Origin of the sequence: Kitasatospora kazusensis (genome assembly GCF_039529945.1) — a bacterium.
Classification (GTDB): Bacteria; Actinomycetota; Actinomycetes; order Streptomycetales; family Streptomycetaceae; genus Kitasatospora; species Kitasatospora kazusensis.
The window spans coordinates 1-24,868 of the sequence record NZ_BAAANT010000035.1 but is presented as its reverse complement, the minus strand read 5'-3'; the positions used below and the strand labels follow the sequence as shown (position 1 = coordinate 24,868).

General features: G+C 73.5%; 26 protein-coding genes and 1 riboswitch. Of the genes, 9 read left to right on the top strand and 17 right to left on the bottom strand.

Annotated features, from left to right (window positions below; translation table 11 throughout):
* Positions 1-72 precede the first annotated feature (72 nt).
* The 3 genes from ABD330_RS24480 to ABD330_RS24470 form a co-directional block, all read right to left on the bottom strand.
* Positions 73-1,086, bottom strand: a complete 1,014-nt coding sequence (locus ABD330_RS24480) for a polysaccharide deacetylase family protein (RefSeq protein ID WP_344468133.1) — start codon at positions 1,084-1,086, stop codon at positions 73-75.
* A 220-nt stretch (positions 1,087-1,306) separates the two neighbouring features.
* On the bottom strand, positions 1,307-1,783 hold the full coding sequence (locus ABD330_RS24475; RefSeq protein WP_344468132.1) for a GNAT family N-acetyltransferase: 477 nt from the start codon (positions 1,781-1,783) through the stop codon (positions 1,307-1,309).
* Positions 1,784-1,846: 63 nt separating this feature from the next.
* Positions 1,847-2,275, bottom strand: coding sequence for an ankyrin repeat domain-containing protein (locus ABD330_RS24470; protein WP_344468131.1), 429 nt, complete (start codon positions 2,273-2,275; stop codon positions 1,847-1,849).
* 229 nt (positions 2,276-2,504) lie between these two features.
* Between ABD330_RS24470 and ABD330_RS24465 the strand changes: the two genes are divergently transcribed.
* From ABD330_RS24465 to ABD330_RS24455, 3 genes are all read left to right on the top strand, one after another.
* Positions 2,505-2,699, top strand: a complete 195-nt coding sequence (locus ABD330_RS24465) for a hypothetical protein (RefSeq protein WP_344468130.1) — start codon at positions 2,505-2,507, stop codon at positions 2,697-2,699.
* Positions 2,700-2,826: 127 nt separating this feature from the next.
* On the top strand, positions 2,827-4,377 hold the full coding sequence (locus tag ABD330_RS24460; protein WP_344468129.1) for a hypothetical protein: 1,551 nt from the start codon (positions 2,827-2,829) through the stop codon (positions 4,375-4,377).
* 252 nt (positions 4,378-4,629) lie between these two features.
* Positions 4,630-5,004, top strand: a complete 375-nt coding sequence (locus ABD330_RS24455) for an RNA polymerase-binding protein RbpA (protein ID WP_030396357.1) — start codon at positions 4,630-4,632, stop codon at positions 5,002-5,004.
* 120 nt (positions 5,005-5,124) lie between these two features.
* On the opposite strand, the gene fxsA is transcribed toward ABD330_RS24455, so the two are convergent.
* From fxsA to ABD330_RS24435, 4 genes are all read right to left on the bottom strand, one after another.
* Positions 5,125-5,691: an FxsA family membrane protein gene (gene fxsA / locus ABD330_RS24450; protein ID WP_344468128.1), complete on the bottom strand. Its 567-nt coding sequence runs from the start codon at positions 5,689-5,691 to the stop codon at positions 5,125-5,127.
* Between the two features lie 58 nt (positions 5,692-5,749).
* On the bottom strand, positions 5,750-7,399 hold the full coding sequence (gene lnt / locus ABD330_RS24445; protein ID WP_344468127.1) for an apolipoprotein N-acyltransferase: 1,650 nt from the start codon (positions 7,397-7,399) through the stop codon (positions 5,750-5,752).
* Between the two features lie 150 nt (positions 7,400-7,549).
* A complete protein-coding gene (locus tag ABD330_RS24440; protein WP_344468126.1) occupies positions 7,550-9,148 on the bottom strand; it encodes an amidohydrolase in 1,599 nt (532 codons plus the stop codon).
* A 100-nt stretch (positions 9,149-9,248) separates the two neighbouring features.
* On the bottom strand, positions 9,249-9,689 hold the full coding sequence (locus tag ABD330_RS24435; protein ID WP_344468125.1) for an Lrp/AsnC family transcriptional regulator: 441 nt from the start codon (positions 9,687-9,689) through the stop codon (positions 9,249-9,251).
* Positions 9,690-9,924: 235 nt separating this feature from the next.
* Here ABD330_RS24435 and ABD330_RS24430 point away from each other — a divergent pair, with 235 nt between their 5' ends.
* Positions 9,925-10,338, top strand: coding sequence for a hypothetical protein (locus ABD330_RS24430; protein WP_344468124.1), 414 nt, complete (start codon positions 9,925-9,927; stop codon positions 10,336-10,338).
* Positions 10,339-10,440: 102 nt separating this feature from the next.
* Here ABD330_RS24430 and ABD330_RS24425 read toward each other — a convergent pair whose 3' ends face one another.
* Positions 10,441-11,604 carry an acyl-CoA dehydrogenase family protein gene (locus tag ABD330_RS24425; RefSeq protein ID WP_344468123.1) on the bottom strand — a complete coding sequence of 388 codons (1,164 nt, stop codon included), beginning with the start codon at positions 11,602-11,604 and terminating at the stop codon, positions 10,441-10,443.
* A 196-nt stretch (positions 11,605-11,800) separates the two neighbouring features.
* Here ABD330_RS24425 and ABD330_RS24420 point away from each other — a divergent pair, with 196 nt between their 5' ends.
* Together ABD330_RS24420 and ABD330_RS24415 are read left to right on the top strand one after the other, a co-directional pair.
* A complete protein-coding gene (locus ABD330_RS24420) occupies positions 11,801-12,412 on the top strand; it encodes a uridine kinase family protein (RefSeq protein WP_344468122.1) in 612 nt (203 codons plus the stop codon).
* 288 nt (positions 12,413-12,700) lie between these two features.
* Complete coding sequence (locus tag ABD330_RS24415; RefSeq protein WP_344468121.1) at positions 12,701-14,728, top strand: AAA family ATPase; 2,028 nt, start codon at positions 12,701-12,703, stop codon at positions 14,726-14,728.
* A gap of 162 nt (positions 14,729-14,890) precedes the next feature.
* On the opposite strand, the gene ABD330_RS24410 is transcribed toward ABD330_RS24415, so the two are convergent.
* Together ABD330_RS24410 and ABD330_RS24405 are read right to left on the bottom strand one after the other, a co-directional pair.
* Entirely contained in the window at positions 14,891-15,937 is a 1,047-nt protein-coding gene (locus tag ABD330_RS24410) for a hemolysin family protein (RefSeq protein WP_344468120.1), read from the bottom strand.
* Positions 15,934-17,295: a hemolysin family protein gene (locus tag ABD330_RS24405; protein ID WP_425555627.1), complete on the bottom strand. Its 1,362-nt coding sequence runs from the start codon at positions 17,293-17,295 to the stop codon at positions 15,934-15,936. The genes ABD330_RS24410 and ABD330_RS24405 overlap by 4 nt, the downstream gene beginning before the upstream one ends.
* Before the next feature lie 347 nt (positions 17,296-17,642).
* Between ABD330_RS24405 and ABD330_RS24400 the strand changes: the two genes are divergently transcribed.
* The gene (locus ABD330_RS24400) at positions 17,643-18,044 is read left to right on the top strand and encodes an SH3 domain-containing protein (protein ID WP_344468119.1); all 402 of its coding nucleotides are present in this window, start codon (positions 17,643-17,645) and stop codon (positions 18,042-18,044) included.
* Between the two features lie 18 nt (positions 18,045-18,062).
* On the opposite strand, the gene ABD330_RS24395 is transcribed toward ABD330_RS24400, so the two are convergent.
* The 7 genes from ABD330_RS24395 to ABD330_RS24365 form a co-directional block, all read right to left on the bottom strand.
* Positions 18,063-18,503 carry a PH domain-containing protein gene (locus ABD330_RS24395; protein ID WP_344468118.1) on the bottom strand — a complete coding sequence of 147 codons (441 nt, stop codon included), beginning with the start codon at positions 18,501-18,503 and terminating at the stop codon, positions 18,063-18,065.
* A 52-nt stretch (positions 18,504-18,555) separates the two neighbouring features.
* Positions 18,556-19,404 carry an ATP phosphoribosyltransferase gene (hisG, locus tag ABD330_RS24390; RefSeq protein ID WP_344468179.1) on the bottom strand — a complete coding sequence of 283 codons (849 nt, stop codon included), beginning with the start codon at positions 19,402-19,404 and terminating at the stop codon, positions 18,556-18,558.
* 64 nt (positions 19,405-19,468) lie between these two features.
* Positions 19,469-19,741: a phosphoribosyl-ATP diphosphatase gene (locus tag ABD330_RS24385; protein ID WP_344468117.1), complete on the bottom strand. Its 273-nt coding sequence runs from the start codon at positions 19,739-19,741 to the stop codon at positions 19,469-19,471.
* Positions 19,742-19,938: 197 nt separating this feature from the next.
* On the bottom strand, positions 19,939-20,424 hold the full coding sequence (gene ribH / locus ABD330_RS24380; protein WP_344468116.1) for a 6,7-dimethyl-8-ribityllumazine synthase: 486 nt from the start codon (positions 20,422-20,424) through the stop codon (positions 19,939-19,941).
* Positions 20,425-20,488: 64 nt separating this feature from the next.
* A complete protein-coding gene (locus ABD330_RS24375) occupies positions 20,489-21,775 on the bottom strand; it encodes a bifunctional 3,4-dihydroxy-2-butanone-4-phosphate synthase/GTP cyclohydrolase II (protein WP_344468115.1) in 1,287 nt (428 codons plus the stop codon).
* Positions 21,772-22,419 (bottom strand): nicotinamide mononucleotide transporter family protein, encoded by a 648-nt coding sequence (locus ABD330_RS24370; protein ID WP_344468114.1) that lies wholly within the window; start codon positions 22,417-22,419, stop codon positions 21,772-21,774. Before ABD330_RS24370 ends, ABD330_RS24375 begins: the two co-directional genes overlap by 4 nt.
* Positions 22,416-23,078: a riboflavin synthase gene (locus ABD330_RS24365; protein ID WP_344468113.1), complete on the bottom strand. Its 663-nt coding sequence runs from the start codon at positions 23,076-23,078 to the stop codon at positions 22,416-22,418. The genes ABD330_RS24370 and ABD330_RS24365 overlap by 4 nt, the downstream gene beginning before the upstream one ends.
* A gap of 222 nt (positions 23,079-23,300) precedes the next feature.
* Positions 23,301-23,428, bottom strand: a riboswitch (FMN riboswitch).
* 350 nt (positions 23,429-23,778) lie between these two features.
* Here ABD330_RS24365 and ABD330_RS24360 point away from each other — a divergent pair.
* Together ABD330_RS24360 and ABD330_RS24355 are read left to right on the top strand one after the other, a co-directional pair.
* Positions 23,779-24,027: an SCO4226 family nickel-binding protein gene (locus ABD330_RS24360; protein WP_344468112.1), complete on the top strand. Its 249-nt coding sequence runs from the start codon at positions 23,779-23,781 to the stop codon at positions 24,025-24,027.
* Between the two features lie 60 nt (positions 24,028-24,087).
* Positions 24,088-24,753, top strand: a complete 666-nt coding sequence (locus ABD330_RS24355) for an MSMEG_1061 family FMN-dependent PPOX-type flavoprotein (RefSeq protein ID WP_344468111.1) — start codon at positions 24,088-24,090, stop codon at positions 24,751-24,753.
* Positions 24,754-24,868 lie beyond the last annotated feature (115 nt).

The following is a 24,868-nucleotide window of genomic DNA, read 5'->3' as shown; positions in this document are numbered from 1 at the left end:
CCGGAGCGCAGGGCCTGCGACACGCGACCTGCGGTCCGGGGCCCGGAGCGCGGGGCCCGGACGGGCAGCCGCTTACGCCGCGGGGAAGTCGAAGGTGTAGCCCTGGGCGATCAGCGACGGGATGAGCAGTTCGAGGGCCGCCACGCTCTCGCTGCGGTCGCCGCCGCCGTCGTGCATCAGGACGACTCCGCCGGGCTTCAGCTCCTGCTGGACGGCGGCCAGGATCGCGGGCACGCCGGGGCGGGACCAGTCGCGGGTGTCCACCGTCCAGCCGAGCGACTTCAGCCCGGCCCGGGCGGCTATCTGCTTGTTCTCGGCGCTGAAGTCACCGCCGGGTGCGCGGAACCAGCCGATCCTGGTGCCGGCCCCGCCCGCCTTGGTGATCGCGGCGGCGGCGTCGTCGATCTCGGACACCTGCCGGTCGTGCGGCAGCGTGTGCATCGGCTGCGGGTGGTCCACCGTGTGGTCGCAGAGCCGGTGGCCCGCCGCGACGATCCGCTGCACGGCGGCCGGGTCGGCGGCGGCCTGCTTGCCTATCTCGCAGAAGGTGGCCTTGACGCCGTACCGGGCCAGTACGTCCAGGATCTGGCCGGTGTACGGCCCCGGCCCGTCGTCGAAGGTCAGCGCGACCGTCCGGCCGCCCGAGGCGGTGTGCCCGATGACCGGGATCACCGGCCCGCCGGTCGCACCCGTGGCTCCCGTCGCACCGGCCGTCGGCGAACCGGTCGCCGAGGCCCCCGCGGCGGGGACCCGGGGGGCCGGGATCCGGTTGGCCTGTGCCGTCGTGGCGGAGGTCGCCGGCGCCGACGGCCCGGACTCCCCGGAGGAGGCGGAGGGCAGCGCGGATCCCGGGCCGGCCGTGTCGGACGGGGAAGCCGGGGAGGCGGCGGACGGGCTCGCCGGAGCGGCGGGGGCCACCTCCGCCACCGGCGCGGCGGCGTCCTGCGAGATGCCGTGCGTCGGCCCGCACCCGGTGGCGACCACGGCCACCCCGGCGGCCAGCAGCGCGGCACCCGCGGCGGTGCGGCGGCGGGTGCGCTTGGGACGGTCGGTGGCGGGGGCGGTGGCGGTACGGCGGTCACGCATGCGGCGTCTCCTGGGGTCGGACGGCGTGCGGCGCACGGTCCGGCCCGAACGGCCGGGGACCCGAAGGGTGAAATGGTGCAGGACCATCGACAGCGCCACCAGCTGCGAGGCTACGCAAGCCGGGCCCGGATACGAACGCATACGGACGAAAGTGTGACGTCCCCCTCCCCGCCCGGCCGCCCCGGCGGCGGCGGTCTCCGGGGCGGATCGGGGAGCAGGCTCAGGCCCGGACGGCCTTGCCCAGGCAGACGCTCTGCGGGTGGTCCCGGTAGACGCCGAACTTGGTGATCGGCAGGTAGCCCTCGGAGGCGTAGAGGGCCAGCGCCTCCGGCTGCTCGGTGCCGCTCTCCAGCACCAGCCGGGTCCGGCCGGCCTGCTCGGCGGTGACCTCCAGGTGGCGCAGCACCGCCCGGGCGAGCCCGCGGCCGCGCGCCGCCGGGACGACGTACATCCGCTTGAGCTCCGCGTCGCCGTCGAGCAGGCCGACGCCGTCGCCGTCTTTGGCCCGCCAGCCGCCGCAGGCCACCGGCTCGTCGTCGAGGTACGCGACCACGAAGAGCCCGTCCGGCGGGTCGAAGTGGTCGGGGTGCATCGCGGTCACGTCGACGTCGCCGTAGCGGCGGACGTACTCCTGCTGGACCTCGGCGGTCAGCTTCTCGGCATCGGGGTGGCCGTACCCGGTCGTGCGTATCTCCATGGCCGACAGCGTACGGCGCGCCCCCCGGGGCCCGGGACGGGCCCGGTCGGCACGCCGTTGCCGTCAGCGGGCTTCGAAGCGGGCCACCAGGTCGTCCTTGCCGAACATCCGGGCGGTCTCCACGGCGGACGGCGTACCGGCGAGCGGGTCGGCGCCGCCGGCCAGCAGCGCGGCAATCACCGTCTCCTCGCCCTTGAACACGGCCCCCGCGAGCGGGCTCTGCCCCCGGTCGTTGACCCGGTCCGGGTCCGCACCGCGCTCCACCAGGGCCCGCACGGTATCGGCGTGGCCGTGGTAGGCGGCGAGCATCACCAGTGAGTCGCCCCGGTCGTTGGAGAGGTTCGCCGGAGCCCCGGCGTCCAGGTAGGCGGCGAGCAGCGCCGTGTCGCCCGTGCGGGCCGCGCCGAAGAGCTTGGCGGCCAGCTCGATGACGTCGGTGTCAGGCGTCTCGGCGGGGGTCTGGGTCGGGGTCTGCTCGGCGGAATCTGCCATGACGGTGCCTTTCTCGGGTCTGGTGCGTGCCGTATCGCACCGTAGCGGACGACACGACTGCCGGGGGGTAACGCATCCGTTCGGGCGAACTTCGCCGCGACCGGCCGAGCTCCGGAGCGAAACACCCGTTCGCCACGTTCCATCATCTATTACTTTTTGTCACGATTAGGACACTTTCGGTAACACCTTTCTCTTTTGTCCCTGTCCCCCCTCTCCGAGGAGCAGACGCGTGATCCTCTCCATCTCCGGCATCGTCCTGTTCGGCACCATCGCCTTCCTCTTCTTCCGGCGGGACGGCCTCAAGGTCTCGCATGCGATCGTCTGCGCCCTCCTCGGCTTCTACATCGCCGGCTCCTCGATCGCCCCCAGCATCCAGGCGGGCGGCGCGAGCATCGCCAGCCTGCTCGGCGGCCTCAAGTTCTGAGCTCCCCACCCGCACCACCGGCCCGGGCGCGGATCCCACCGCCCCGGGCCTTCTGCCACACCCCGTCCCGCCCGCCGTCCCGCCCGCCGTCCCACCCGCCGTCCCACCCGCCCGGGGAGTCCAGGAAATGTCCCTCACCCGTCACTTCAGCCGAGGCCGCGACCTCGCCCGCACCGCGGGCGACCACGCCGGCGACATGTTCGCACCGGTCACCCTCATCGGACGCGGTCTGCGCAGCCACGCCGACTGGGCGAAGGGCCGGTGGGCGGCCACCCCGAAGGAACGGCGCGGGCCGACGGTCTTCCTGACCGCCGCCGCCCTGCTCGGCATCGCCCTGCTGCCGCACGGACCGCTGTTCGCCCTGATCGCCCTGATGGCCAGCGCCGCCTGGGTGGGCCGCGAGCCGAAGGCCGCGCCCGCCCCCGCGCCGGACGTCGCCGACCTGAAGCTGACCGCGCTCTACGCCGCGCTGACCCCGTACCTGGGCGGGTTCGACGACGCCGCGCCGCTCTACAGCCTGGACGGCGCGTACAAGACGGCCTTCGACTCCTGGCAGTTCGACGAGGAAGGCCGGCTCACCGCCCTGGAACTGCGCTACCCGCCGTACTTCACCGACACCGAGCCGGGCGCGCGGGCCCGGATCGAGCAGGTCGTCCAGGGCAAGGCCGGCCGGGCACGGGAGTACCTCTTCGACTGGGACGAGGAGTCCAACCGCCTGAAGATCGGCGCGCTGGCCCCGCTCGCCACCGACATCGTGGCCCAGCCGTTCGTGACCGCGCCCGGGGAGATCGTGCTCGGCTTCACCGACGGGCTCGGCAGCCGGCGGACCATCCCGGTCAGCCAGGGCGGCACCACCGCCCAGCAGCCGCCGGTGGTCTGGCGCACCGGCGCGCGGGCCGCCGAACCGCACCTGCTGGCCCTCGGGGCGGCGGGGTACGGCACCTCCAGCCTGCTCCGCTCGATCGCCCTCCAGGCCCTGCCGCACGGCGACCTGGTGGTGATCGACGGCGCGGGCACCGGCGAGCACGCCTGCCTGGTCAACCGGCCCGGCGTGCACACCGTGGAGACCAGCCTGCACGGCGCGCTGGCCGCGCTGGAGTGGGCGGCCAAGGAGACCGAGCGGCGCCTGACAGCACTCAACGCGGCCCGGCACCACGGCGTGCCGGCCCCGGCGGACGTCACCCGCCCGCTCTGGCTGCTGCTCGACCACCCCACCGAGCTCAGCGAGCTGGCCCACGCGGAGGGCCGCCAGGACCCGCAGGACCTCCTGGAGGTCCCGCTGCGGCACGGGCGGGCGGCCCGCGTGACGGTGGTGATCGCCGACGACCTGGAGGCACGCGACCGGATCTCCCCCAGCGTCCGCGCCACCACCCGGGCCCGGGTGCTGCTCGGCCCGGCCGGCCCCGAGGTCGCCCAGGAGGCGCTGGGCGTCCCGCTGGACATCGCCCCGGCGGCCCAGACCCCCGCCGGGCGCGGCTACGCCCGGCTCGGCGCGGCCACGCCGGTCCGGCTCCAGGTGCCCGTCACGGTGGACCCGCTGGACGACGAGGCGCAGGCCGGGCACCGGGACGCGGTGATCGCCCTGCTGCCGCACCGGGACACCCGGACGGAGGCACCGGTGCACCCCGTACGGCTCAGCAAGGAGCCCTCGGCGGGCCGGCCCGGTCCGGTGTGGTGAGCGGGACGGCCGCGCGCCGATAAGCTGGGTGACCCCCGAGCGAATTTGATCGCTGTGTGCACAATCCGTGATACGCAGGGTGATAGTTTGCCTCAGATGTGACAAATCGGACCACGATGGGTACAAACAGGGGCGGCACGACAGGCGACGCATATCCCGGGACGGGAATCTTCGTCGAAGGCCGAGCGTTGACCGAACGACGATGACAGCGACCACTAGTCCTGTGGGCCATAAGCCCGGGAGGCACGATTCATGAGCGAGCGAGCTCTCCGCGGCACGCGACTCGGGGCCACTAGCTACGAGACCGACCGTGGAATCGATCTGGCTCCCCGCCAGACCGTCGAGTACGCATGTCAGAACGGACACCGGTTCGAGGTGCCCTTCTCCGTTGAGGCGGAGATCCCCTCGGCCTGGGAATGCCGTTTCTGCGGCCAGGAGGCAGTACTGCTCGACGGCGACGAGCCGGAAGAGAAGAAGACCAAGCCGACGCGCACCCATTGGGACATGCTGATGGAGCGCCGTACGCGTGAGGAGTTGGAGGAGGTGCTGGCCGAACGGCTGGCCGTGCTCCGCTCCGGCGGGATGAACCTCGCGGTCCACCCGCGGGACACCCGTAAGAGCGCCTGACACCACCACCTCCGCCCCGGCGGAGGTCAGCGAAAGGGCCCCCGGCACCAGCCGGGGGCCCTTCGTCGTCTCCCTGCCGGGCAGCTGCGCAGCTCGCCCGCCATGCACGTCCCAAGGGCCCTACCCCGAGATCGGGGGCCGGTGGTCGGTGTCGGGGCGCGGGCCGGTGCCGGGGTCGACGACCTCGCCCTGGATGACCTTGCCGTCGGGGCGGTGGATCCGGATCTGCTCCTGGAGCCGGACGGCGTCCGCGAACGGCGCCGCCCCGGCCGGCGAGGCCGACCGCAGGGCGGAACGGGTGACCCGGCGCCCCGCCGCACGCCAGAGCGCCCGGGTGGGCGGGAAGAGCAGGCTCAGCCCGAGCACGTCGGAGAGGAAGCCCGGCAGGATCAGCAGCACCCCGCCCAGCACGGTCAGGCTGGTGCCGGTCTGCGGCTGCTGCGACTGCGGGGCGCGGCTCTGCTCCAGGGCCGCCGACAGGGCGCGGAGCCCGGCCCGCTTGATCAGCCAGCCGCCGAGGAAGGCCCCGCCGACCAGCAGCATCAGCACGGCGAACCAGCCGAGCGCGGAGGCGACCACCGTCAACAGCCAGATCTCCAGCACCAGCCAGGCGGTGATCAGCAGGGGCAGCACCCGGCGCACCCGGCTGCGGGGGGCCGGCGGGGCCGGGGTAGCTTGCTGGCTCACGGTACGAATCCACTCCATCGCGGCGCTCTCGCTGCGCCGGTCGGCTGATCCGGACCGGCTACGGCGCCACTGGGGTCAACGACTCGGACTCGGCCGGTGTTCCGTCCGGGATCCCGCCGGACCGACGCCGCCGGACGCCGCCGAGCAGGGCGGCGCCGCAGGCCAGCAGGCCCGCCACGGCGAGCGCCCACTCCGGAGCCGCACCGACCCGGTCCGCGACGGTCTTGCCGTCCCGCAGCGGCACCGTGGCGCTCAGCTCGGCGGCGGTGAGCTCCTTGGTGTGCTGGAGCACCGTGCCGTCCGGGGCGACCACCGCGCTGATGCCGCTGGTGGCGGCGATCAGGACGGCCCGCCCGTGCTCGACGGCCCGCAGCCGCGACATCGCGAGCTGCTGCTCGGGCTGGCCGGTCAGCGCGTACGTGGCGTTGTTGGTCTGGACGACGATCACCCGGCCACCCTGGTTGACGGTGTCGCGGACGATCTCGTCGTAGGCGACCTCGAAGCAGATCACGTCGCCGATCCGGGCCGGGCCCAGCTGCATCACGCCGCTGTGGGTGCCCGGGTAGAAGTCGCGGGCGATCCGCTGCAGGCGGGTGATGACGGTGGAGAGCTCCGCCCGGAACGGCACGTACTCGCCGAACGGCACCGGGTGCTGCTTGGTGTACGAGGCGCCGGGGCCGGTGTTCGGGTCCCAGACGATGCCCTCGTTCTGCACGTGCTGGTTGTCCGGGCCGTCGATCAGGGCGCCCACCAGGGTGGGCACGCCGATCGCCTGGACGGCCTGGTTGATCCGGGCGTACGCGGCCGGGTCGAGGAAGGGGTTGAGGTCGGAGGAGTTCTCCGGCCAGATCACCGCGTCGGGCCTGGGCACCTTGCCGGCCTTGACGTCGGCGGCGAGGCGCTCGGTCGCGGCGGCGTGGTTGTTCAGGACCATCATCGGACGGCCCAGGAAGTCCATCCCGGGCTGGGCGACGTTGCCCTGGACGAGCGCGACCTTCACGGTGTCGTCGGCGGCGGTGGGCACCGGGACGGCGTACCCGGCGAGGACGGTGGCGACCGCCCCGACCCCGGCGAACGCGGCCGCGCGGGGCATCCGGCGGGCCCGCAGCGGGCCGCGCACGCGCAGCGAGGCCCAGGCCAGCAGCGCGCCGCAGAGTGCGACGGCGAAGGTCACCAGCGGTGCGCCGCCGAGGGCGGCGAGCGGGGTGAACGGACTGCCGGTGTTGGCGAAGGCGAGCCGGCCCCACGGGAAGCCGCCGAACGGCAGCCGGTCGCGGGCCCACTCCTGGGCGACCCAGAGGCAGGCCGCCCAGAGCGGCCAGGCGCGCAGCCGCGAGGTCAGCGCGAGCCCGGCGCCCATGGCGGCGACGAAGAGCGCCTCCAGCGCGGCCAGGCCGATCATCGCGTCGGTGCCGATCACCCGCAGCCAGTCGAGCAGCAGCAGGAAGAACGGGAACCCGAAGGCGAAGCCCGTCCAGGCGCCCTGACGGACCGTCCGGCCCCGGACCAGCAGCGAGAGCCCGGCGGCGCCGAGGATCGAGAGCGGCCAGAGGTCGAACGGCGGGAAGGCGAGGCCGAGCAGCAGGCCGCAGACGACCGCCAGGCCCGTTCTGGGCAGTCCCCCCCTGATCCGGGTCAGGCGCCCCGGGCGGGGGGCCGGGGCCCCGGGCTCGGTCGCGGAGCGCTCCTGGTCGTCAGGCAGTGCCACCTGCGCACCACCTCTCTGGTCCGTGTGCTCTACGCGCGTTCCCGGCCGCCCGGGTCCGGGCACCGTGCGAAGACGGTACCCCGGATCATCGGGCGGACGGAAAGGGGGTGGCAGCGATCACGCCTGGTGGGCCGCCCGGCCCCGGACGGATCACGCCTGGTGGACGGTCCGGCCCCGGACGACGGTCCGCAGGCAGGCCGGCAGCGGGAGGCCCGGGGTGAGGTCGGGCAGCCCCGGGGTGCCGGAGCGCGGGTCGGTGGACCAGCCCGCGACCCGGGAGTCGGGCGCCTGCACGACCAGCTCCTCGACGGCCCAGACCGCGTAGCTGGCGACCGCGCCGGGGACGAGCACGCCGTCCTGGTCCCGGCCCAGCACCCGCCAGCCGCCCCGGGTGTGGGCGGCGAACGCGGCCCGGACGGAGATCCGGTGCTCCAGGGTCCGGTGGAAGGCCGCCGCGCGGACGGTGCCCCACGGGTCGAGCGGGGTGACGGGGGCGTCCGAGCCGAAGGCCAGCGGCACACCGGCCCGCAGCATCGCCGCGAACGGGTTGAGCCCGGCCGCCCGCTCGGCGCCCAGGCGCTGCACGTACATGCCGTCCGGGCCGCCCCAGGCCGCGTCGAAGGCGGGCTGGACGGAGGCGGTGAGGCCCAGCTCGGCGAAGGCCGCGACGGCCTTGTCGTCCAACGCCTCGGCGTGCTCGACGCGGTGGCGCAGCGCCCGGACCCGGGCCAGGCCGACCCGGTCGGCGGCGGCCCGGACGCCGTCCAGCACCGCGGTCAGCGCGGCGTCGCCGATGGCGTGGAAGCCGGCCTGCATCCCGGCCTCGGTGCAGGCGGTGACGTGGTCGGCGACCTGCTCGGCCGTCAGGTAGGCGGTGCCGGTGTGCGCGGCGTCCTGGTACGTGGTGTGCAGGCAGGCGGTGTGCGAGCCGAGCGAGCCGTCCACGAAGAGGTCGCCCCCGGCGCCGACCGCGCCCAGCCGGCGGGCGGTCTCGACGCCGCCCTGCTCGGCGAGCTGGCCCCAGTAGCCGAAGACCTCCGGGCCGTCGGTGGTGGCCGCGAGCGCCAGCAGCTCGGCCAGGTCCTCCTCGGAGGAGATGTCCGGGCCCGCGCACTCGTGCAGGGCGGCGATGCCGAGCTCGGCGGCGCGGGCCAGCGTCGCCTGCTGGGCGGCGCGGCGCTGGGCCGGGGTGAGGTGGGCGAGCGCGGCCCGGCGGACGGCGTGGTGGGCGTCCCGGGTGAGCGGGGCGTGCCCGTCGTACCCCGGGAGCCCGGCGAGGCCCTCGGTGAGCTCCCGGAGCGCGGTGGAGGCCAGGGCGGAGTGCACGTCGGTGCGGGAGAGGTACAGCGGTGCGCCGGCGGCCGCCCCGTCGAGTTCCGCCAGGGTCGGCGGGCGGCCCTCGGGCCACTTGGTCTCGTCCCAGCCGTGGCCGATCAGGACGCCGTCGTTGACGCTCGCGTGCCCGGCGATCCGGTGCAGGGCCTCGGCCAGCGAGGTGCAGTCGGTGAGGTCGAGGCCGGTCAGCGCCAGACCGGTCGAGGTGGCGTGCACGTGGGCGTCCACGAAGGCGGGGGTGACCAGGGCGCCGGCCAGCTCGATCACCTCGTCGGCGGAGGCCGCGTACGACTCGGCGGCGCCGTCGCTGCCGACCCAGGCGATGTGTTCCCCCTCGACCAGCATCGCGGTGGCGAACGGGTCGGCGGGGCTGTGGACGGTACCGCCGCGGAGCAGCACGGTGCGAGTGGTCATGGCGCTAAGCCTAAGCAACCCGCCGGGGGCCCGGGGACCGGGTGCGGGCGGGGCGCCGCGCCCGTACCGGGTCGTTCGCGCGGCCCGCCCCCGGCCCGGCTCAGAGCTTCGGGGGGCGGGCCTCGTACGGGGTCGAGAGGACGACCGTGGTGCGGGTGGAGACACCGGCGGCGCTGCGGATGCGGGCGAGCAGGTCCTCCAGGTCGCCCGGGGCGGAGACCCGGACCTTGAGGATGTAGTTCTCGTCGCCCGCGACGCTGTGGCAGGCCTCGATCTCGGGGAGCGGGGCCAGCCGCTCCGGGGTGTCGTCCGGCGAGCTGGGGTCGAACGGTTTGACCGAGATGAACGCGGTCAGCGCCAGGTCGACCGCGTCCGGGTCGACGATCGCGGTGTACCCGCGGATCACCCCGCGCTGTTCGAGGCGCCGCACCCGCTGGTGCACCGCCGAGGTGGACAGGCCGGTGGCCTTGCCCAGGTCCGTGTAGCTCATCCGGCCGTCCTCAAGGAGCAGCTGGACGATGCGTTGATCGAGGTCCTCCACAACTGGCCAACCTACTGCCCCGGGCACCCGGTCGCCGACCAGGGGTGGCGGGCGGCGCCGGGGGCGGCCGCGGCCGAGGGGGCGCGCGACGGTGGCATGTGCCGGTGGAATGTGGCGAAGGACACACCGAATGCATCGGCGCACGCCCGACCGCAGGGTTATGACCCCGCGACGAAGGGAATTGCTGCTTGTGGCCAGGTCCGACGCGGTCCCGGCCCGATCCGAGGGGGATCACATGCCTATTGCTGACCAGCGTGCCCGCAGCACGGAGGGCGCCGAACGCCTCGACGCGGAGTACCCGGGCGACCCCGGCGACTACCCCGGCGTCGACCCGGGCGAGATGGACACCTGGGAGATCTTCCGGGTCCACTGCCCCGCGTGCGACCGCCCGATCGCCCTGGTCGGCGAGGAGGAGCGGCTGCCGCAGCACGCCGTGCTGCCGACCGCCTGGCACCCCTTCTCCCCCAGCCTCTGCCCGGGCTCCGGCGCGCCCGCGGACGACCTCCCGGAGTGCGACGCGCCCGAGCACGCGGGCGACCCGGACCTGGCCGCGCTGCTCGCACCCCGGACGGCGTTCGACTGGCGCACCCAGCCCTTCTCCCACGCGGGCGGACCGGGGTCCGTACCTCGCCAGATGATCCGACAGTAACCACAGCAGGGGCGCGGGGAACTGCGCGCGCAACCGTGCAGCTCCGTAGAGCCCTGGTCGCGCGCGCAGTTCGTCAAGCGCCCCTGGGGGTACCCGGTTGCGTTACTTGCCCGAGAGGTGGCGGCCGATCACCAGGCGCTGGATCTGGTTGGTGCCCTCGACGATCTGCAGGACCTTGGCCTCGCGCATGTAGCGCTCGGCCGGGTAGTCCTGGGTGTAGCCGTAGCCGCCCAGGACCTGGACCGCGTCGGTGGTGACCCGCATCGCGGCGTCGGTGCAGAACAGCTTCGCCATCGCCGCCTCCTTGGAGAAGGCGAGCCCGGCGTCGCGGCGGCGGGCCGCGGCCAGGTAGAGCGAGCGGCCGGCCTCGATCTGGGTCGCCATGTCGGCGAGCATGAAGGACAGGCCCTGGAAGTCGGCGATCGGCCGGCCGAACTGCTGGCGGGTGCCGGCGTAGTCGACGGCGAGGTCGAGCGCGGCCTGCGCCACGCCGATCGCGCAGGCGGCGATGCCCAGGCGGCCCGAGTCGAGCGCGGACAGCGCGATCTGGAAGCCCTGGCCCTCCGCGCCGAGCAGCCGGTCGCGGTCCACCCGGACGCCGTCGAAGTGCACCTGGGCGGTGGGCGAGCTGGTCATGCCCATCTTGTGCTCGGGCGCCGCGGCCGTCAGGCCCTCGCTGTCCGCCCCGACGAGCAGGCAGCTGATGCCGCGCGAGCCCTCCACGCCCGTCCGCACCATCGCGCTGTAGAAGTCGGCGAAGCCACCGTGGGTGATCCACGCCTTCGTTCCGTTCACCACGTACTGCTCGCCCTGCAGTTCGGCCTTGGTGCGCAGTGCGGCCGCGTCGGAGCCGGACTGCGGCTCGGAGAGGCAGTAGGCGCCGAGCTGCTCGCCGCTGAGCATGCCGGGCAGCCAGCGGTCCCGCTGCTCGTCGGTGCCGAAGGTCGCCAGCGCGTGGCAGGAGAGGGTGTGCACGCTGACCCCGAGGCCGACGGCGAGCCAGCCGGCCGCCAGCTCCTCCAGGACCTGGAGGTAGACCTCGTAGGGCTGCTCGCCGCCGCCGTACTGCTCCCCGTACGGGAGCGACAGCAGACCGGCCTCGCCGATGGTGCGGAAGACCTCGCGGGGGAAGCGCCCGGCGGCCTCGTCCTCGGCGGCGCGGGGGTTCAGCTCACGCTGGACGAGGTCCCGGGTGAGGCCGAGCAGCTCTCGGGCCTCGTCGCTGGGCAGCTGGCGGTCGACGGGCTTGGCGGTGGCGGGGCTCATGAGGGTACGGGCTCCTCGATCGGGCGCCGGTCCCTGGGGTGAGCAGGCACGGCACGGCGGTTTCGCCCGACCGGCACCGGGTTGCGGTGAACGGTCGTTCACAGGCGTGGCGATGCGAGTATGCCTGATGGCGGCCGGTCCGTCACGGGGCGGCGGCCGTCTCCGCCAGGTCGGCGCCGCCCGTAGAGTGGGGCCCATGGTTGATCCGGAGGGCGCCGCCGGACGGGCGTACGGCGCGCTCGCGGCGGAGTTGAGTGCCCTCGCGCCGTCCTGCGGACCGGTCCGGCTGGTCGCGGTGGACGGGCACGCCGGGTCGGGCAAGACGACCTTCGCGGGCCGGCTCGCGACGGCCCTCGGCGGGGCGCCGGTGGTGCACCTGGACGACCTCGCCACCCACGCCGAACCGTTCGGCTGGGTCGGGCGGCTGCGCGGGCAGGTGCTGGAGCCGCTGGCCCGCGGCGAGCAGGCCGTGCACCTGGTCTACGACTGGACGGCGCGGCGCTTCGCCACCGAGCGGGCGGTGCCCGCGGCCCCCGTGGTGCTGATCGAGGGGGTCGGCGCCGGGCGGCGGGAGCTGCGCCCGTGGCTGGCCCGGCTGGTCTGGATGGAGCTGGACGCACCCGAGGCCCGGGCCCGCGGCGAACTGCGCGACGGGCCGGCGCTGGCGGAGTTCTGGGCGGGCTGGGCGCGGGCGGAGCAGGCCCACTTCCGGGCCGATCCGAGCCGTCCGTCGGCCGATCTGCGAGTTGACGGAGTGACAGGAGCTGTCATCTTCCGGCGATCCGGCAAAGTCGCGTCGCACCCTTGACCAGGGTTGTCGCGAAGAAATAGGTTCGGGACGTGGCGAGATTCGTTGATCCCGCAACAACCCAGACACGGCATCTTCGACTCCTTCCCCCGTGAGCCGAAGATGCCGTTCTGCGTCCCGCGCGCCGGCACTGCGCTCCGGCGAAGCCCAACAACCCGGCGGCTGCTTCGATTTGGCCTCGCGCGGCACCCTTCCGGATCAGCCCGGCGCCGGTACGATTCCTGACAGGCGCTGTTGTCGACGAGTTCGGCCGGTCCTCGAATCACACACCGGGGGGCGTGAGTGACGATGGAGAGTTCCAGTACGACCGGGTCGAACAGACTGGCCGACCGCGCCTGGCTGCGCGCCATGGACGCGTACGCGGCGGGTGCGTACGCACGGGCCGAGGAGGAGTTCCGGGCCGCCGTCCAGCTCGACCCCGGCATGGCCGACGCCTGGCTCGGGCTGCACGCACTGCGCTGCGACACCTCCGGCGCGCTGCTGGCGATGCACCGGCACCAGGCCCGGTTCGGCGAACAGCGGGAACGGCACCGACGGCCGCTCAGCTCCTGGTACTGGCTGGGCTGGTGGGTGCAACCCGTACTGGAGGACAGCCGCGACCTGGCCCTGGCGCACGCCTCGCACTGGCTCGACGGCAGACATCTGCCCGAACTGGACCACGCCCTCGCCGAGTGCCCGCCCCCCGGCCAGGATCCCTCGGTGCGCTTCCTGCACGCCTGCCGCTCCTACCTGCTGAAGGACTGGGAGCAGCTCATCCGGGACACCGACCGGCTGCTGGACGATCCGCTGCTCGGCATCGAGGCGGGCCTGTTCGGCGGCATGGCCCGCGTCCGGCTGGACATGTGCGCCCAGGCCCAGCGCCCGCTGGCCGCCTCGCTGGCCCGCTGCCGCTCCGAGCAGCCGCAGCGCAAGGAGTTGCGCTACTGGCTGGCCCGCGCCTACGAGGGCGCCGGGCGCAGCGCGGCGGCGCTGCCGCTGTACCGGGCGGTGCACCGGGCCGACCCGGCGTTCATGGACACCGCCGCACGGCTGGCGGCGATCTCCACCGAGGACGGGGTGATGGACGGCCTCCTGCTGGCCGAGGACCCGGACGACGACGGCTCCGTACCCGAACTACTGCTCCCCGAAAGCGACTTCGAACCCGACCGGGCCGACGAGGGCCTGCCCGAGGGCACCGAGGACGGCGCCGGCTACGACACCGAGGACGACGACCAGGGCTACGGCTACGACACGGGGTACGACCCCGGGTACGCCAGTGACCGGCGGACGGGGTACCAGCCGGACGGCTCGGCGGAGGACGGCGCCGGACAGCTGGACGCGCCCGCACCCCGGGCCGCCGCCGAGCGGTCCGGGGCCGCGGCCGGCCAGTCGGCCGCCGGGCTGCCGGCGCCCGGCGCCCGGGCCGGGGGCGAGCCCGCGCCGCTGGTCGCCGTGCCCGCCGGGATCGACCGGGTGCGGGGGCGGGAGGGCCTGGAGGCCGCGCTCGCCACCCTGGAGCAGATGGTCGGCCTCGACCCGGTGAAGCGGCAGGTCAGAGCACTCTCGGCCCAACTGCGGATGTCCCGGCTCCGGGCCGACCAGGGGCTGCCGGTGCAGCCGCCGAAGCGGCACTTCGTCTTCTCCGGCCCGTCCGGCACCGGCAAGACCACCGTCGCCCGGATCCTCGGCCAGGTCTTCCACGCACTCGGCCTGCTCTCCGGCGACCACCTGGTGGAAGCCCAACGAGCCGACCTGGTAGGCGAGTTCCTCGGCCAGACAGCGGTGAAGGCGAACGAACTGATCGACTCGGCACTGGACGGCGTGCTCTTCATCGACGAGGCGTACAGCCTCTCCAACTCCGGCTACAGCAAGGGCGACGCCTACGGGGACGAGGCACTCCAGGTCCTGCTGAAGCGCGCCGAGGACAACCGCGACCGGCTGGTGGTGATCCTGGCCGGCTACCCCGAGGGGATGAACCGCCTGCTCGCCACCAACCCCGGCCTCAACTCCCGCTTCACCACCCGGGTGGACTTCCCCAGCTACCGGCCCGTCGAACTCACTGCCATCGGCCGCACCCTGGCCGCGGCCGGCGGCGACGGCTGGGACGAGGACGCGGCGGACGAACTCGCCAGCATCTGCGCCCACGTGGTCACCGAGGGCTGGATCGACGAACTGGGCAACGGACGCTTCATCCGCACCCTCTACGAGAAGGCCTGCGCCTACCGCGACCTGCGCCTCTCCACCCTCCGCGGCCTCCCCACCCGCGAAGACCTCGCCACCCTCCGCCTCCCCGACCTCGTCCAGGCCTACGGCGAACTGATCGACGCCCGCGGGTAGCCTGCCGGCAGCACCACGGACTCAGCTGCGCGGGCTCACCGTTCAGGACCGGGTCACCCCCAGGGGCGCGGGGAACTGCGCGACCAGGGCACGACGGAGGTGCACGGTTGCGCGCGCAGTTCCCCGCGCCCCTGCTGTGGTTACCCGTGTGCGTCGGGATCGTCAGCCGAAGGCGACCTCGCGGTGGTCGGGGTCGTGCATCTCGCCGACGAGTTCCTCCAGGACGTCCTCCAGGGCCACCAGGCCCAGTTGGCGGCCGTCCTGGTCGACCACCGCGGCCAGGTGGGAGGCCGCCCGCCGCATCGCTCCGAGCGCGTCGTCCAGCGGCAGCGTCCCCCGCAGGACGGTGACCGGGCGCCAGAGGCGGGCGGGGACGGGGGTGGTCGGGTCGTCGACCTCCAGGATGTCCTTGACGTGCAGGTAGCCGAGCACGGTGCCGTCGGGGCCGACCACCGGGAAGCGGGAGAAGCCGGTGCGGACGGCCAGCCGTTCTATCTCCTCGGCGGTCACCGAGCTGTCGACGGTGACCAGTTGGTCTGCCGGGAGCAGGACCTCGGTGATCGGTCGGCGGCCGAGCTCCAGCGCGTCCTCCAGGCGTTCCCGGCTGCCTTCGTCGAGCAGGCCGGCCGCGCGCGAGTCGGCGAGCAGGTGGAGCAGCTGCTCGTTGGTGTAGACGGACTCGACCTCGTCCTTGGGCTCGACCCGGAAGAGCCTCAGGACGAGGTTGGCGAGGGCGTTCAGGGCCCGGATGGCCGGTCCGAGCAGCCGGGCCAGCCGGGCCAGCGGCGGGCCGAACCGGAGCGCGGCCTGCTCGGGGCCGGCCAGTGCGATGTTCTTCGGGACCATCTCGCCGATCACCATGTGCAGGAAGACCACCAGCGCGAGCGCCAGCACGTAGCTCGCCGGGTGGACCAGCGAGGCGGGCAGGCCGAGCGCGGTGAACGGGCCCTCCAGCAGGTGGGCGATGGTCGGTTCGGCGAGTGCGCCCAGCAGCAGCGAGCAGACGGTGATGCCGAGTTGGGCGGCGGCCAGCAGCGCGGAGACGTTCGAGAGCGCGTCCAGCACCGTCCGGGCGCGCTTGTCGCCGGCTTCGGCGAGCGGCTCGATCTGGCTGCGGCGCACCGAGATCACCGCGAACTCCGCGCCGACGAAGAAGCCGTTGCCGAGCAGCAGCACGATCGAGGCGGCCAGTTGGAGCAGGGTGGTCATCGGGTCTCGTCCTCGTCGTGCGCGAAGCGGTGGTGCGTGCGGTCACGGGCGGCGCGCCCGACGCGCTGGATCAGTACCCGGCTGGTGCGGTGGCGCGCGACGGCGAGCACGGTGAAGCGCCAGCCCGGAAGTTCGGCCTGCTCGCCCGGGGCGGGGAGCTTGCCGAGCAAGCCGGCCAGCAGGCCCGCCAGCGTCTCGTACGGCCCCTCGGGGGCCTGGAGGCCGATCGTCTCCAGCTGGTCCGTCCTGGCCCGGCCGTCGGCCTCCCAGGCCGGGAGTCCGTCGACGGCCGGGATCGCGCGCAGTTCGGGGGTGTCGGCGGGGTCGTGCTCGTCCTGCACCTCGCCGACGATCTCCTCGACGATGTCCTCCAGGGTGACCACCCCGGCGGTGCCGCCGTACTCGTCGACCACGATCGCCATCGGCTGCGCGCGGCGCAGCCGGTCGAGCAGCCGCTCGGCGGGCAGCGATTCGGGCACCAGCAGGGGGGCGGCCGCGAGTTCGGCGACCCGGGTGGTGGTGCGGCGTCCGGCGGGGACGGCCAGGGCGTCCTTGAGGGTGACGGTGCCGGTGACCTCGTCCAGGCTGTGGCCGTAGACCGGGAAGCGCGAGAGGCCGGTGGCCCGGGTGAGGTTGAGGACGTCGGCGGCGCTGGCGTCGCGCTGGAGCGCGACGACGTCGACGCGCGGGATCATCACGCTCTCGGCGGTCAGCTCGCTGAGGCCGAGCGTCCTGACGAAGAGGGTGGCCGACTCCTCGTCCATCGCACCCTCCCGGGCGGAGTGCCGGGCCAGCGAGACCAGTTCGGCGGGCGTGCGGGCATGGTCCAGCTCCTCCATGGGCTCCATGCCGAGCGCCCGCACCAGCCGGTCGGCGGTGCCGTTCAGGAAGGCGATCACCGGGCGGCAGACGGTGGAGAAGGCGCGCTGCGGTGCGACCACGGCGCGGGCCACCTGGAGCGGGCGGGAGATCGCCCAGTTCTTCGGGACCAGCTCGCCGATCACCATCTGCAGCACGGTCGCGCCGGCCATGCCGACCAGCACGGCGAGGCCGGTGGCGGCGGAGGCGGGTACGCCGGCCCAGGTGGCCACCGGGCCGAGCAGGACGGAGAGCGCGGGCTCGGCGAGCATGCCGACCACCAGCGAGGTGACGGTGATGCCGAGCTGGGCACCGGAGAGCTGGAAGGAGAGCTGCCGCAGTGCGGTGGCGACGTTCGCCGCCTTCCGGTCACCGGCGGCGGCCGCGCGGCGGACGGTTCCGCGGTCCACCGTGATCAGGGCGAACTCGGCGGCCACGAACAGGCCGTTGGCGAGGATGAGCAGCAGGGCCGCGAGGAGCAGCAGCCAGGCGGTGATCACAGTGCCGCCTGCCTTCCGGTGCGGGGAAGCGAGACGGCGCGGGTACTGCCGGACGGATCGTCCATCGAGGGGAGGTGTCACTCCTCAGGTCGCGGGCGGAGCGGTCCCGGGGGGGGACCGGGCCGGGGCTTTGCCCCGGCTTTACCAGCCTAGACGATACCCGTACGACTGCCGCGAATCCGTTCGATACGTGTCACGGCGCCCCCGCGCGGGGCCCGGCCGGAGCCGAGTCCCCCGGCGGCGTGCGCGCCCGCTCCGGGCGGAGCCATCCGGGTACCGCCCCATGCCCGGGGCCATCCTCCGTCGTTGAGTAGTACGTACCCGCACCTTTGTCGGAGGGAGCACCGATGCGCCTGGCGGGCACCATGACCTCGGCCGTGCTCTGTCTGGCAGTCCTCCTCACCCCCGCCGTGGTCAGCGGCAGTGCCACCTCGGCACGACCCCCGGCCGCTCCGGCCGAGCAGGCCGAGCAGGCCGGGCGGTGGGAGGTCTCGGCCACGGCCGCCAACATCCGGGCGGACCACAGCACGGACGCGGCCATCGTCGGCATCGCGCAGCGGGGCGACCGGGTCGACCTCGCCGAGAGCTGGACCTCACCGCTCGGCGCGCAGTGGCGCGAGGCCACCGTCCACCGCACCGGGGTCACCGGCTGGATCCACCGCTCGCTGATCACCCGCCACCCGCTGCCCGACCCGGGCACGGCGGACTGCTTCCCGGACTTCTGCCAGGACCTCGCTCCGCTCGGCTGACCGCCCCGGACGGAGACCTCAGGCCACCGGGACGTGACCGTCCACGAAGTCGCGCAGCGCACGTGCGGCCTCGATGGCCTGCTCACGTCCACCGCCGGGCTGGATGCCGACCGCGGCCAGCGCGGTGCCGTCCGCGAGGTCCAGGGTGACCCAGGGGTCGCCCTGGCGGAAGTTGACCCGGACGATCTCCGGCCAGGCCAGCCGGCGGCTGCGGACGAAGTTGACCACCGTCACGCCCTCGGCGTCGGCGCTGACCCGGGGCCGGGCCAGCATCAGGCCGACGGCCCCGAACACCAGGCCGCTGAAGACCATCGCGACGCGGTCGTTGAGCTGCCAGTTGTCCGGCAGGGCGAACGCGATCACGGTGAAGACCGTCACCAGCACGGCGCTGAGCACGAGCAGCACGGCGCGGTTGCGCCGGGGGGCCCAGGTGACCGGGAGCTGGACAGGGGTGGACACGGCGGGACTCCAGGGAAATGGGCGGGGGCCCGGGGCCCCCGCCCGTCAACGATCAGAGACGGCAGGCGTGGATGTTGGTGACCAGGATGGCCCGGGCCCCGATGCCCCACAGACCGTCCATGATCCGCTGGGCCTCCTTGCGGAGCACCATGGACCGGACGGCCACCCAGCCCTCGGTGTGCAGCGGGGAGACGGTCGGCGACTCCAGGCCCGGCGTGAGCGCCACGGCGGCGGTCACGTGCTCGGCCCGGATGTCGTAGTCCATCAGCACGTAGCGGCGGGCCACCAGCACACCCTGGAGACGGCGCAGGAACTGCTCGACGCCGCTGTCCTCGCCCGCGCCCTTGGGGCGGATGACGACCGCGTCCGACACCAGGATCGGCTCGCCGAAGATCTCCAGGCCGGCGTTGCGCAGGCTGGTGCCGGTCTCCACCACGTCCGCGATCACGTCCGCGACGCCGAGCTGCACGGCCGTCTCGACCGCGCCGTCCAGCTTGGTGACGGTGGCCTTGACGCCCCGCTCGGCGAGGTGCTGCTCGACCAGCCCGGTGTAGGAGGTGGCGATCCGCAGCCCCTCCAGCCCCTGGACGTCCGAGACGGCGGAGCCGACCGGGCGGGCGAACCGGAAGGTCGAGCCGCCGAAGCCGAGCGCGAGCACCTCCTCCGCGTCGGAGGCGGAGTCCAGCAGCAGGTCGCGGCCGGTGATGCCGATGTCGAGACGGCCGGAGCCGACGTACACGGCGATGTCGCGCGGGCGGAGGAAGAAGAACTCGACCTGGTTCTCCGGGTCGACCAGCACCAGTTCCTTGGGGTCCTTGCGCTGCCGGTAGCCGGCCTCATGGAGCATCTCCGCCGCGGGACCCGAGAGCGAACCCTTGTTGGGGACGGCGATGCGCAGCATGAGAGGCGAGTCCTTCAGATCGGTGATCACGTTGGTGGGGGTACTGGCGGTACGGGCGGCCGGCTCAGAGATGGGCGTACACGTCGTCGAGGGTCAAACCCTTGGCGACCATCATCACCTGAAGGTGGTAGAGGAGCTGGGAGATCTCCTCGGCCGTCTCCGCGTCCGACTGGTACTCGGCGGCCATCCAAACCTCGGCGGCCTCCTCGACGACCTTCTTACCGATCGCATGGACGCCCTGCTGGACGAGCTGCGCGGTACGGGAGGACGAGGGGTCGCCGGTGGCGGCCTTCTGCTGGAGCTCGGTGAACAGCTCCTCGAATGTCTTCGAAGCCATGATGTGCTCACCTTACGGGGTGCGGGCCGACGGCCGGTAAACAGTCCCGGACCGTGGACACTCCGGTGGACACACTCCGAAGACCCGCCGCAGCACGGCAACGGGCGCGGTGACCGCGCGGACCCGGGAGGTGCGGCACCGCCGCTCCCGGGTCGCCGCAGTCCACCGCGCCCGTCGAGGTGTCGTCCGGCGAGCCGCTACCGCCAGGGCTCGGTGGCCGCCCGCAGGGCCGCCGCGGTGGCGACGGCGGCGGTGACGGCCTCGTGGCCCTTGTCCTCGGCGGAGCCGGGCAGACCCGCGCGGTCCAGCGCCTGCTCCTCGTTGTCGCAGGTCAGGACACCGAAGCCGACCGGTACGCCGGTGTCGACGCTGACCTGGGTCAGGCCGAGGGTGGCGGCCTGGCAGACGTAGTCGAAGTGCGGGGTGCCGCCCCGGATGACCACGCCGAGTGCGACCACCGCGTCGTAGCCGCGGTCGGCGAGCTGCTTGGCGGCCACCGGCAGCTCGAAGGTGCCGGGGACCCGCAGCACGGTCGGCTCGTCGATGCCGAGCTCCTTGAGGGCCCGGTGGGCGCCGTCGAGCAGGCCGTCCATCACCTGCTCGTGCCACTGCGCGGCGATCACCGCGACCCGCAGGTCGCCGGCGTTCTTGATGGTCAGCTCGGGGGCTCCGTGGCCGCTCACGTGCGTACTTCCTCTCGTGGTGGGGCAGGTCGTGGTGGGACAGGTCGTGGTGGGGGCAGGGGGATCAGGAGTTGGGGTCGAGCCACGGCAGCTGGTGGCCCATCCGGTCGCGCTTGGTGCGCAGGTAGGCCGCGTTGTGCTCGCCCGGCTCGACCTCGACCGGGCGGCGGGCGTTGACCTTGAGGCCGTGCACGGTCAGCGCGGTGAGCTTGGCCGGGTTGTTGGTGAGCAGGGTCAGCGAGCGGACGCCGAGGTCGGTGAGCATCTGGGCGCCGATGCTGTAGTCCCGGGCGTCGGCGGGCAGGCCGAGTTCGAGGTTGGCGTCGACGGTGTCACGGCCCTGCTCCTGGAGCTCGTAGGCGCGCAGCTTGTGCGCCAGACCGATGCCCCGGCCCTCGTGGCCGCGCAGGTAGAGCACCACGCCCCGGCCGGCCGCGGCGACCTCGGCCAGCGAGGCCTGGAGCTGCGGGCCGCAGTCGCAGCGCAGCGAGCCGAAGACGTCGCCGGTCAGGCACTCCGAGTGGACCCGGACCAGCAGGTCCTCGCCGTCGGTCACCTTGCCGTCCGCGCCGATCCCGCCGGCCACCAGGGCCAGGTGCTCGGTGCCGTCGATGGTGCCCCGGTAGCCGACGGCGGTGAAGTCGCCGAACGCGGTGGGCAGGGTGGTCACGGCGGCGCGGGCCACGTGCAGCTCGGTGCGGCGGCGGTACGCGATCAGGTCCTCGATCGAGATGATCGACAGGCCGTGCTCGCGGGCGAAGGCGACCAGCTCGGGCAGCCGGGCCATCGTGCCGTCGTCGTTGACCACCTCGCAGATCGCGCCGACCGGCGGCAGTCCGGCGAGGCGGGCCAGGTCGACGGCAGCCTCGGTGTGGCCCGGGCGGACCAGCACGCCGCCGTCGACGGCGCGCAGCGGGAAGACGTGGCCGGGCCGGGTCAGGTCGGTGGGCTCGGTCGCCTCGGTGGCGAGCAGCTTGACGGTGCGGGCCCGGTCGGCGGCCGAAATGCCGGTGTCCACGCCGTCGCGGGCGTCCACCGAGACCGCGTACGCGGTGCCCTTGCGGTCCTCGTTGACGGCGGTCATCGGGGGCAGCTTGAGCCGGTCGAGCTCGTCGCCGGTCATCGGCACGCAGATCACGCCGGAGCTGTAGCGGATGGTGAAGGCCATCAGCTCGGGGGTGGCGGCGGAGGCGGCGAAGACGATGTCGCCCTCGTTCTCCCGGTCCTCGTCGTCGACCACGATCACCGGCCGCCCGAGGGCGATGTCGGTGATGGCGTGCTCGACCGGGTCGAGTGCGAGCGCGTCGCCGGGGAGGCCGTCGCGGACATCGTGTACGGGCTGAATGGTCATGCCGTTGCTCCCTGCAGGACGGTCGCGGACGAAGGACGGGCGGTACGGGTGCGCAGCCACCAGGCGCGGAGCCCGGCCAGCACCAGGAGGAAGTAGACGGCGTACGTCAGCCCGGAGAAGCTGTAGCCGCTGTCGAAGGCGAGCGGGACGCCGACGATGTCGACGGCGATCCAGGCGAACCAGAACTCGACCCAGCCACGGGCCTGGGCGAACATCGCGGCCAGCGTCCCGACGAAGATGTAGGCGTCGGCCCACGGGTTCCAGGAGAGCTGGGGGTAGGCGAGGAAGACGCCCGCCACCGCCGCCGTGCCCAGGGCGGTCGCGCCGGCCAGCAGCGCGCGTTCGCGCCAGGTCGCGAAGCGGACGGCGATCCCGCCGGTCTCCCGGCGGTCGCGCTGCCAGCGGCTCCAGCCCCAGGAGGCGGCGGCGATCACGATCAGCTGCTTGCCGACCAGGCCGGGCACGTGGCCGGAGAGGTAGGCGGCGATCAGCACGGCGCCGGAGAGCAGTTGGACCGGCCAGGTGATCACCGAGCGGCGCCAGCCGAGCGCGAGTGCGCCCAGTCCGAGCAGGTTGCCGATCATGTCGGCCCACTTCACCGGCTCGCCGAAGGCGGTGAAGGCTATGCCGGTGAGCCAGTTCACGAGGCGTCCTTGGCAAGGGTGGCGGGGAGGGTACGGGTGTCGAGCAGGCGCTCGACGTACTTGGCGAGGACGTCCACCTCAAGGTTGACCGGGTCGCCGACCGCCTTGGTGCCCAGGGTGGTCAGCGCGAGCGTGGCCGGGATGAGGCTGACGGTGAAGCTGTCGATGGCGGCCTCGACCACGGTGAGGCTGACGCCGTCGACCGTGATGGAGCCCTTCTCGACCAGGTAGCGGGTGATGCTCTGCGGCAGCGAGAACCGCAGCACCTCCCAGCGCGGCAGGCCCTCGGCGTCCAGGTCGCCGGGCGCCCGGCCCAACAGCGTTCCGGTGGCGTCGACATGGCCCTGCACGAGGTGGCCGCCGAGCCGGTCGCCGAGCGCCATGGCCCGCTCCAGGTTGACCCGGGAGCCGGGTGCCAACGCGCCCAGGCTGGAACGGAGCAGCGTCTCGGCCATCACGTCGGCGCTGAACTCGCCGGTGTCGGCGGCCAGTTGGTCCGGGCTGTCGACGACCGTCAGGCAGACGCCGTTGACCGCGATGGAATCGCCGTGCCGGGCACCGGAACAGACCACGGGGCCGCGCAGACGGATCCGCGAGGACTCACCGATCTCCTCGATGGAGACGACCTCGCCGAGCTCTTCGATGATGCCGGTGAACACCCGGGTTCTCCTCGCGCTTAGGGGCGCGGACTCCGGGGGGTGGCATGGGAGAGGACACGGACAGCAGAGCTGGAGTCACCGGAGGGGACACCTCGGACGGGACCGAACGGCAGACCTCGCCGGTCGTCGGACGGCATCCCTGGGACGCCGAACCCGAAAGAGAGTTCACCCTCTGCAACACCTGCCGCGGTCCACGGGGAACCACGGGTACTGCTGACCGCCCGCGCACGCCTCCCATCCGGACTTTAACCGTCGGTCCAGGAATTTCACCTGGTCAACCGGCCGCTGGCTGCGGACGGGTCGCGGACTGTAACCGCCGGTTCGGATTTTCACCGACCCCGGAGTGCGCTGAACGTCACTGCTTACTGCCGTCATCATGCCATGATCCGCCCCGAACGCGGGAGGGGGTATTTCTGTGTCCTGGTTCACTGGGCCGGTCCGCCGGGCCGGGAATAGTGAAGAACCCGCGCTCCCAAGAGGATTGCCGACCCCTGCGGCCGGGTAACCCGCCCGTCTGCGGGCCCGGTCGCCCCGTCCTGCCGACGCTGCGCGCTGCGGTCGACGGCGGCGAGCCGGGCCCGACCAGCTCACGGCCCGGGCTGCGACTGGCGCCCGGCGGGCGGGCAGGCGCACCCTGGAGAGATATCAAGGGCCCCGGGCAGCCGGCCCGGCGCCACCGATCGAGGGAGGCGCGACGACGATGGCGACCTTCATGGACGTCCACCACGGAATGAACGGCATCACCGCCGACCAGCTCGCAGCGGCCCACCAGGCCGACCTCGCGGTCGAATCCGCCGAGGGCGTCCACTTCAAGCAGGCCTGGGCCGACCCGGACTCGGGCACCGTGTACTGCCTCTCCGAGGCGCCCTCCAAGGAGGCCGTCCAGCGCGTGCACGAACGCGCCGGACACGCCGCCGACGAGATCCACGCCGTGCCGCTGAGCGTCTGACCGGGGCCGGCCCCCGGACCCCCTGCCGTAAAGATCCACAGTCCGCTAGATTTCCGGTACGTGACCACCTCGACGCCTGCCACGGCCAAACTCTTCGACGCCCTGTCCTCGACCGCGGTCCGGGACGTGTCCGAGCTGCGCGAGATCTACGAGCAGCCCGGTGCCAACGCCTCGCGCAAGCAGGTCGACCACGTCAACGACGTGGCCCGGCAGCTGATCGCCTGCTGCCCGCTGGTCTTCGTCGCGACCGCCGGGGCGGACGGCCGCTGCGACGTCTCGCCGCGGGGCGGCCCGGCCGGGCTGGTCGCCGCCCTGGACGAGCACACGCTCGCCATCCCCGACGCCACCGGCAACCGGCGGCTCGACAGCCTGCACAACATCGTCGAGACCGGGCGGATCGGGCTGATCTTCGTCATCCCCGGCCGCGAGGCGACCCTGCGGGTCAACGGCCGGGCCTGCGTCTCCACCGACGGCGAGCTGCTGCGGCAGCTCACCGCCGTCGGCAAGCCGCCGCGCAGCGCGATCGTCGTCCGGGTCGAGGAGGTCTACGGCCACTGCCCCAAGGCCTTCCTCCGCAGCTCGGCCTGGAAGCCCGAGAACTGGCCCGCCCCCGACGCCGCCCCGAGCTCCGCCCGGATCACCCTCTCCCACCTGAGGGACGCTTCGCTGACCGTCGAGATGATCGAGCAGGACGAACAGGACTCGCTGCTCCACCGCTACGAGTGAGGCATGCGCTTCGCGCGCACCATGAGGCGGGCAACTGGTTGACCCCAGGGGCGCGGGGAACTGCGCGAGTCGGAAGGTGCGGACCGTTGCCTTCCGACTTCGCGCAGTTCCCCGC

Coding starts and splice junctions, on each gene's coding strand:
- ABD330_RS24470 (WP_344468131.1), bottom strand. CDS start 2,275: ATGGCAGATTCCGCCGAGCAGACCCCGACCCAGACCCCCGCCGAGACG.
- ABD330_RS24425 (WP_344468123.1), bottom strand. CDS start 11,604: ATGAGCCCCGCCACCGCCAAGCCCGTCGACCGCCAGCTGCCCAGCGAC.
- ABD330_RS24455 (WP_030396357.1), top strand. CDS start 4,630: ATGAGCGAGCGAGCTCTCCGCGGCACGCGACTCGGGGCCACTAGCTAC.
- ABD330_RS24375 (WP_344468115.1), bottom strand. CDS start 21,775: ATGACCATTCAGCCCGTACACGATGTCCGCGACGGCCTCCCCGGCGAC.
- ABD330_RS24400 (WP_344468119.1), top strand. CDS start 17,643: ATGCGCCTGGCGGGCACCATGACCTCGGCCGTGCTCTGTCTGGCAGTC.
- ABD330_RS24460 (WP_344468129.1), top strand. CDS start 2,827: ATGTCCCTCACCCGTCACTTCAGCCGAGGCCGCGACCTCGCCCGCACC.
- ABD330_RS24410 (WP_344468120.1), bottom strand. CDS start 15,937: ATGACCACCCTGCTCCAACTGGCCGCCTCGATCGTGCTGCTGCTCGGC.
- ABD330_RS24475 (WP_344468132.1), bottom strand. CDS start 1,783: ATGGAGATACGCACGACCGGGTACGGCCACCCCGATGCCGAGAAGCTG.
- ABD330_RS24420 (WP_344468122.1), top strand. CDS start 11,801: ATGGTTGATCCGGAGGGCGCCGCCGGACGGGCGTACGGCGCGCTCGCG.
- ABD330_RS24385 (WP_344468117.1), bottom strand. CDS start 19,741: ATGGCTTCGAAGACATTCGAGGAGCTGTTCACCGAGCTCCAGCAGAAG.
- ABD330_RS24360 (WP_344468112.1), top strand. CDS start 23,779: ATGGCGACCTTCATGGACGTCCACCACGGAATGAACGGCATCACCGCC.
- ABD330_RS24480 (WP_344468133.1), bottom strand. CDS start 1,086: ATGCGTGACCGCCGTACCGCCACCGCCCCCGCCACCGACCGTCCCAAG.
- ABD330_RS24415 (WP_344468121.1), top strand. CDS start 12,701: ATGGAGAGTTCCAGTACGACCGGGTCGAACAGACTGGCCGACCGCGCC.
- ABD330_RS24440 (WP_344468126.1), bottom strand. CDS start 9,148: ATGACCACTCGCACCGTGCTGCTCCGCGGCGGTACCGTCCACAGCCCC.
- ABD330_RS24430 (WP_344468124.1), top strand. CDS start 9,925: ATGCCTATTGCTGACCAGCGTGCCCGCAGCACGGAGGGCGCCGAACGC.
- hisG (WP_344468179.1), bottom strand. CDS start 19,404: ATGCTGCGCATCGCCGTCCCCAACAAGGGTTCGCTCTCGGGTCCCGCG.